A 6,203-nucleotide genomic window follows, 5' to 3' on the forward strand; every position below is an offset into this window, starting at 1 on the left:
AGATCGCCATCGCCGAGATCGCCATCGCCGGCAAGCCGGGCTCCTACAGGGGATTTGTGTCGGGCAAAAAAATGCCGCTCAATTGAGCGGCATTTTGGTATCTGCGAACTTACTCCGAAGCGACCGTATTCTTCGCCAGAATCGCATTCGCCAGTTCCATGTCCGTCGCTTGCAGGCCCGGGTTGTCGGCGCGGACTTTCTGCATCGCCGCTTCCAGGTAAGGGCCGCGAATGCCGCCGTCACTGGCAACAAAGCTGCTGGCATCGTCCTGCGCGGCGATGACCATTTTGTTGTCCTTGGACGTCAGGTAGGTCGAAGCGGTGGTTGCACCGGAGGTGAGGACATTTTGCCAAAAGCTATCATCGGCCATCGCGCTACCGACTGGAAGAGACAGCAGCGCGATGGTGGCGACAGCAAGTTTGAAACGCATGATGGGTGACTCCACTGGGTTGACTGCGGCCTTGGATAGCCAACCCCCAATCGAGTTCCATGGGCGAGCGCGTTTACTTTTGCTCGCTCTGCGGCGTCACTCGCAGCACCTCTTCCATCGTGGTCAAACCTGCCGCCACTTTCTGCGCCCCGGACAGCCGCAAGCTGCGCATGCCTTCCTTGAACGCCTGACGCCGGATCGCCAGTAAGTCGGTGTCTGGATTGATCAGCGCCTTGACGCCGTCACTCAGCTGCATGATTTCGTACACCCCGGCGCGGCCGTGATAGCCGGTGTCGCGACATTCCAGGCAGCCGATGGCACGTTGGGCGTTGGTGGGCAGGGGGGCTTGCCAGGGTTTGGTCAGGGTTTGCCAGTCCTCTTCATCCAGCGTAAGCGGTGCCTTGCAATGGGGGCACAAAGTGCGCACCAGGCGCTGGGCCATGACACCGAGCACCGTGGCTTTGATCAGGTAGTGCGGCACGCCGAGTTCCAGCAGACGACTGATCGCGCTCGGCGCGTCATTGGTGTGCAACGTCGAGAGTACCAAGTGGCCGGTGAGTGCTGCCTGAATCGCCATTTCGGCGGTTTCGAGGTCGCGTATCTCGCCGATCATGATGATGTCCGGGTCTTGTCGCATCAGCGCGCGCACGCCAGCGGCGAAGGTCAGGTCGATGTTGTGCTGGACCTGCATCTGGTTAAACGCCGGCTCGACCATTTCAATCGGGTCTTCGATGGTGCAGAGATTGACCTCGGGCGTCGCCAGCTTCTTCAGCGTGGTGTACAGCGTGGTGGTCTTGCCGGAACCGGTCGGCCCGGTGACCAGAATGATGCCGTTGGGCTGGCGGGTCATGTCCTGCCAGCGACGCAGGTCTTCGGCGCAAAACCCTAGCTGGTCGAAATCCTTGAGCAGGACTTCCGGGTCGAAAATCCGCATGACCATTTTTTCGCCAAAGGCCGTCGGTAATGTCGATAGCCGCAACTCGACCTCACCGCCGTCTGGAGTCTTGGTCTTCACCCGGCCGTCCTGGGGTTTGCGCTTTTCCGCGACGTTCATCCGCCCGAGGCTCTTCAAGCGACTGACGATGGCCATGGTGACCTGCGGCGGGAATTGATAGACGTTGTGCAACACGCCGTCGATGCGAAAGCGTACCGTGCCTTGCTCGCGTCGGGGTTCGATGTGTATATCGCTGGCGCGCTGCTGGAAGGCGTACTGAAACAGCCAGTCAACGATGTTGACGATGTGCGCGTCATTGGCGTCCGGCTCCTGGTCGCTGGCGCCGAGGTTGAGCAGCTGCTCGAAGTTGCCCAAGGTGCTGGTCTGCTGATCGGCGCTGGTCGCGCCGCTGACCGATTTGGCCAACCGGAAAAACTCGACGCTAAAGCGCTGGATGTCGACAGGGTTGGCCACGACCCGTTTGATCGGCAGCTTCAACACGTGGGTCAGGTCGGCTTCCCAGCCTTTGACATAGGGCTGAGCGCTGGCCACGGTCACCGCGTCGCGGTCGATGGACACCGCGAGTATCTTGTGGCGCTGGGCAAAGGCGTAGGACATCAGCGGCGTTATGGCCGCAACGTTGATCTTCAGCGGATCGATGCGCAAGTACGGCTGACCGGCCTGTTGCGCCAGCCACAGGGTCAGGTTCTCCAGCTCCAGGCGTTTGCCGGGACGACTGAGATCGTCGAGGTGTTGGCTGGCAATGAATTCCAGCGGGTGCACCTGACCATTGGCGGTGTGGCGACGGCGAGCGTTGAGCGCGTGCTCGGCCGAGTCATGGCTGATAAAACCTTGGGCGACCAGGTCGCGCAGCAAATCATTGAGATCCAGCCAGCGGTCCTGAATGGCAAGTTGAACGGACATGCGGGCTCCTCATAAACACAGTCCGCAAAGGATAGTCGTGGACCCTCCGACCGTTGGGCCACTACCGGACAAAGCCGTGTCGAGATTTTTCAGCCCGCCGCCTGGGCCGGCTCAGCCCACGCCGCATCAGCCGCTTGCAGCTCGACCGAGCAGACGCTGATCAAGTTACGAAGTTTTTCCGCAATCACTTGGGCGCGGTGCCAGCTGAGGCCGTCCATGACAATGTCGATCGACAGCAAGTCATCGTGGCGCTGCACGTTGACCTGTTGTGGCGTCAGAAACTGCAAGGCGAACAGATTGAGTGCCCGGCACAGCACGTCCGGTTCTGCTTCGGCGAGCAGTTGATAGTGAACGCGGCAGTGGGCGTTGCTGACGTTCCAGACGTCGGCACGGGTGGGCGGGGTGTGGACGGCTTCAAGAGGCGGCATGGTCAGGCTCCAAAATCACTGGAGGAATTTTTACATTCGGTGCCGGGCATTTCTTATCTATGATTGGGCTTATTGGCGATTTATCGAATCGTGTAATTCAAATGGATAAGGTTTTAAGGTTTTATTATGCAAAACGAGCTGGATGGCTACGACCGCAAGATTCTCGCGTTGCTGCAAGAGGACGCTTCGCTCTCCAGTGCGCAGATCGCCGAACAGGTGGGGCTCTCGCAATCGCCGTGCTGGCGGCGGATTCAGCGGATGAAGGAAGAGGGGATCATTCGCGCGCAGGTGACGCTGCTTGACCGCAAGAAGATCGGGCTGAACACGCAGATCTTTGCCGAGATCAAACTAAATGCGCACGGGCGTTCGAACTTCACGGAGTTCACCGAGGCGATTCGTGGTTTTCCCGAAGTGCTGGAGTGTTATGTGCTGATGGGATCGGTGGATTTCTTGCTGCGGATTGTCACGGCGGACATTGAAGCGTATGAGCGGTTTTTCTTCGAGAAACTGTCGATGGTGCCGGGGATACAGGAGGTGAACTCGATTGTGGCTTTATCTGAAATCAAGTCCACGACGAGTTTGCCAGTGTTGCGTTGACTCGATACTGATCGTTCCCACGCTCCCGCGTGGGAATGCAGCCSGTGACGCTCCGCGTCACCTGGACGCGGAGCGTCCCTTGAGGCATTACCACGCTGAGCGTGGGAACGATCATCATCACAGGTTACATACGCAGCAGCATCTTCCAGGCACGATTCTGATAAACCGCAATCGCCTGCTGCTTACGCGCATCCAGCGATTCATCGGTGATCGGCTCGTTTGCCAGCACGGCAAGCTGTTTCAACTCACCGTACAGGCGATCCATTTCCGGGATGTCCAACACGTGACGGGCATGGTGCAGCCACGCTTGAATGCGCTCGATGCGCGGCAGTTGTTCGGCCAGGTCTTCYGGTTGTTGCTGATAACGCTGCAATTGCAGGGAGGTCGCTTCTTCACCCAACAAGCGCGGCAACCAGCTACCGAGTTGCGCCGCGCCCTGGCGGTTGCCACGAACGTTGCGATCAGCCGCCCAGGTGCGGGCCAGCAACCAGCGTGAGGTGTTCAGCGAGAACAGGCCCCAACGCGGATCTTCCAGTTCCTCGAGGAATTGCTCCGGCGCGGCTTTGCGTACGTCTTCGTCGTCGATACCGGCTTGCACCAGCGGCCGCMAGTCTTCCAGCAACGCGTCCAGCGCAAGGCGCAGGTCGTGCGTCGACTGGCGTGGCGCGGCTTGGCCCAGGCTGCTGAGCAGTGCGCGCAATTCAGCGAGGTTTTCGACCCAATCCTGCAACAGGCGCCAGTGGCCGTTGAAGCGATATTGCTCGGCCAGACGCTGGCTGCTGCCCAGCAAATGCCAGCTCAGCGCGGCGAAGGCGTCGTCCAGCGGCGTTTCGGCGGTGATTTGCGGTGCCGGCAAGCTCAGCGAATAGCTGTTGGCGTCGTACAAACGATAACCGCGCTCGGCCTTGCTGATGTCACACGGCATCAGGGCCAGGGTTGCGGCCAGTTCGGCGGCCAGTTCCAGCAGGGCAGCCRGTTCGCCTTCGCGCAATTCCAGTTCCAGCTCGCAGATTTCTTCTTTCTGCTTGCCGACGATCACATGGCCCAAGTCCAGCGCGGCTTCGATGACCACTTTGGTCTTGCCACGGCCCCAGGCGATTTCAGCGCGTTCGCGAACGAAGTCGGTGGTGAAGATCGGCTTGAGGGTTTTTTTGTCCAGCTCGGCCAGTTCTTCAGGCCAGCATTCGCCGTCGAGTTTCTTCACGTCGAGCTTGGCTTTGGGCAGGTTCCAGTCGTACTCGTTACGCTCGGACAGGCCGGCGACGCTTTGGCCGCGGGTCTTGAGCGTCTGAATCACTTCTTCGCCATCGCGGCGCAGGCGCAGGGCAACCTTGGCGCGGGCCAGGTCGCGCTCAGGCGTGTCGAAGTACTGATTCATCAACTCACGGCGTTCCCAGCCACTTTTGTTGCGTTTTTTCAGGAGCGGGTGCTCGCGCAGGGCTGCGAGGGTTTCGCGGCTGACGCGGAGCTTGATTTCGGTTTCTTTCTGCATGGCCGGAAAATCCAGGATCGGGAGCGCAGCCGGGGGAATGTGTGGCTGCCAAGGTCGTGCAGTGTACAGCACTGGCACGACGTAGGGTCTCCGTCTCGGCTCGTCACCAAGCGCCAACAGACCCTACCCGCGCCGCGACGGTTTATTCCTGTCGCCGGATGGTTCTATGATGGACTTCAATTCGGGAGTTGGAGCCAGCGATGCCTTTACCGTCCATGAAAGATCAGTTCGCTGCGCTGATCGCTGCACCGTCGGTCAGCTGCACCCAGCCCAGCCTCGATCAGTCCAATCGTCCCGTTATCGATTTGCTGGCGACGTGGCTGGGCGATCTGGGTTTTGTCTGCGATATCCAGCAGGTCAGCCCCGGCAAGTTCAACCTGCTTGCCAGCTTTGGTTCGGGCCCAGGTGGCCTGGTGCTCGCCGGTCACAGCGACACGGTGCCGTTCGACGGCGCGTTGTGGCAGACCGATCCGCTGAAACTCACCGAAGTCGATGGTCGTTGGGTTGGCTTGGGCAGCTGCGACATGAAGGGCTTTTACGCCCTGGCCATCGAAGCGGTGATCCCTTTGCTCGATCAGCCATTCAAGCAACCGCTACTGATCCTGGTCACCTGCGATGAAGAAAGCTCCATGTCCGGTGCTCGCGCCCTGGCCGCCGCCGGACGTCCATTGGGACGAGCGGCGGTTATCGGCGAGCCGACCGGGCTGAAGCCGATCCGCATGCACAAAGGCATCATGATGGAGCGCATCGACATTCTCGGTCAGAGCGGACACTCCTCGGACCCAAGCCTGGGCCATAGCGCCCTTGAGGCCATGCACGATGCCATCGGCGAACTACGCGGTCTGCGCCTGTTGTGGCAGCGTGAATTTCGCAACCCGCAGTTTGGCGTGCCGACGCCGACCATGAACTTCGGCTGCATCCATGGTGGCGACAACCCTAACCGTATCTGCGGTCAGTGCTCACTGGAGTTTGACCTGCGGCCGTTGCCAGGCATGGACCCCAAGGCTCTGCGCGCGGAGATTCTGCAGCGGCTCAAGCCGGTTGCAGAACGGCATCAGGTGAAAATCGATTACGCGCCGCTGTTCCCCGAAGTACCGCCCTTCGAACAGGCCGAAGACGCGGAATTGGTGCAGATCGCTGAAAAGCTCACCGGCCATCGCGCCGAAGCAGTGGCGTTCGGCACCGAAGCGCCTTATCTTCAGCGACTTGGCTGCGAGACACTGGTGCTCGGCCCGGGGGATATCGCCTGCGCCCACCAGCCGGGGGAATACCTGGAAATGTCACGTTTGCAGCCTACGGTGCATCTATTACGTCAGCTGATCGAACATTACTGCCTGACACCGGCCAGTTGAACGCAATCAATGTGGGAGCGAGCCTGCTCGCGATGAGGCCATAACA

General features: G+C 60.1%; 6 protein-coding genes. 2 read left to right on the plus strand and 4 right to left on the minus strand.

Annotated features, from left to right (window positions below; translation table 11 throughout):
- Nucleotides 1-109 precede the first annotated feature (109 nt).
- From AC1DSG_RS26080 to AC1DSG_RS26090, 3 genes are all read right to left on the minus strand, one after another.
- A complete protein-coding gene (locus AC1DSG_RS26080; RefSeq protein WP_477793465.1) occupies nucleotides 110-430 on the minus strand; it encodes a DUF2388 domain-containing protein in 321 nt (106 codons plus the stop codon).
- A gap of 73 nt (nucleotides 431-503) precedes the next feature.
- A complete protein-coding gene (tfpB, locus tag AC1DSG_RS26085) occupies nucleotides 504-2,288 on the minus strand; it encodes a type IV pilus assembly ATPase TfpB (RefSeq protein ID WP_477793466.1) in 1,785 nt (594 codons plus the stop codon).
- Between the two features lie 89 nt (nucleotides 2,289-2,377).
- Nucleotides 2,378-2,716 (minus strand): hypothetical protein, encoded by a 339-nt coding sequence (locus tag AC1DSG_RS26090; protein ID WP_477793467.1) that lies wholly within the window; start codon nucleotides 2,714-2,716, stop codon nucleotides 2,378-2,380.
- A 126-nt stretch (nucleotides 2,717-2,842) separates the two neighbouring features.
- On the opposite strand from AC1DSG_RS26090, the gene AC1DSG_RS26095 reads away from it, so the two are divergent.
- The gene (locus AC1DSG_RS26095; protein WP_477793468.1) at nucleotides 2,843-3,313 is read left to right on the plus strand and encodes an Lrp/AsnC family transcriptional regulator; all 471 of its coding nucleotides are present in this window, start codon (nucleotides 2,843-2,845) and stop codon (nucleotides 3,311-3,313) included.
- A 124-nt stretch (nucleotides 3,314-3,437) separates the two neighbouring features.
- On the opposite strand, the gene AC1DSG_RS26100 is transcribed toward AC1DSG_RS26095, so the two are convergent.
- Complete coding sequence (locus tag AC1DSG_RS26100) at nucleotides 3,438-4,805, minus strand: CYTH domain-containing protein (protein WP_477793469.1); 1,368 nt, start codon at nucleotides 4,803-4,805, stop codon at nucleotides 3,438-3,440.
- A 200-nt stretch (nucleotides 4,806-5,005) separates the two neighbouring features.
- Here AC1DSG_RS26100 and argE point away from each other — a divergent pair, with 200 nt between their 5' ends.
- On the plus strand, nucleotides 5,006-6,157 hold the full coding sequence (argE, locus tag AC1DSG_RS26105; RefSeq protein ID WP_477793470.1) for an acetylornithine deacetylase: 1,152 nt from the start codon (nucleotides 5,006-5,008) through the stop codon (nucleotides 6,155-6,157).
- Nucleotides 6,158-6,203: the final 46 nt, after the last annotated feature.

It is taken from the genome of Pseudomonas sp. P5_A12 (genome assembly GCF_056400685.1).

Bases quoted from the DNA above. Each gene is read 5' to 3' on its own strand.
- AC1DSG_RS26080 (WP_477793465.1), bottom strand. From the start codon at position 430: ATGCGTTTCAAACTTGCTGTCGCCACCATCGCGCTGCTGTCTCTTCCA.
- tfpB (WP_477793466.1), bottom strand. From the start codon at position 2,288: ATGTCCGTTCAACTTGCCATTCAGGACCGCTGGCTGGATCTCAATGAT.
- AC1DSG_RS26090 (WP_477793467.1), bottom strand. From the start codon at position 2,716: ATGCCGCCTCTTGAAGCCGTCCACACCCCGCCCACCCGTGCCGACGTC.
- AC1DSG_RS26095 (WP_477793468.1), top strand. From the start codon at position 2,843: ATGCAAAACGAGCTGGATGGCTACGACCGCAAGATTCTCGCGTTGCTG.
- argE (WP_477793470.1), top strand. From the start codon at position 5,006: ATGCCTTTACCGTCCATGAAAGATCAGTTCGCTGCGCTGATCGCTGCA.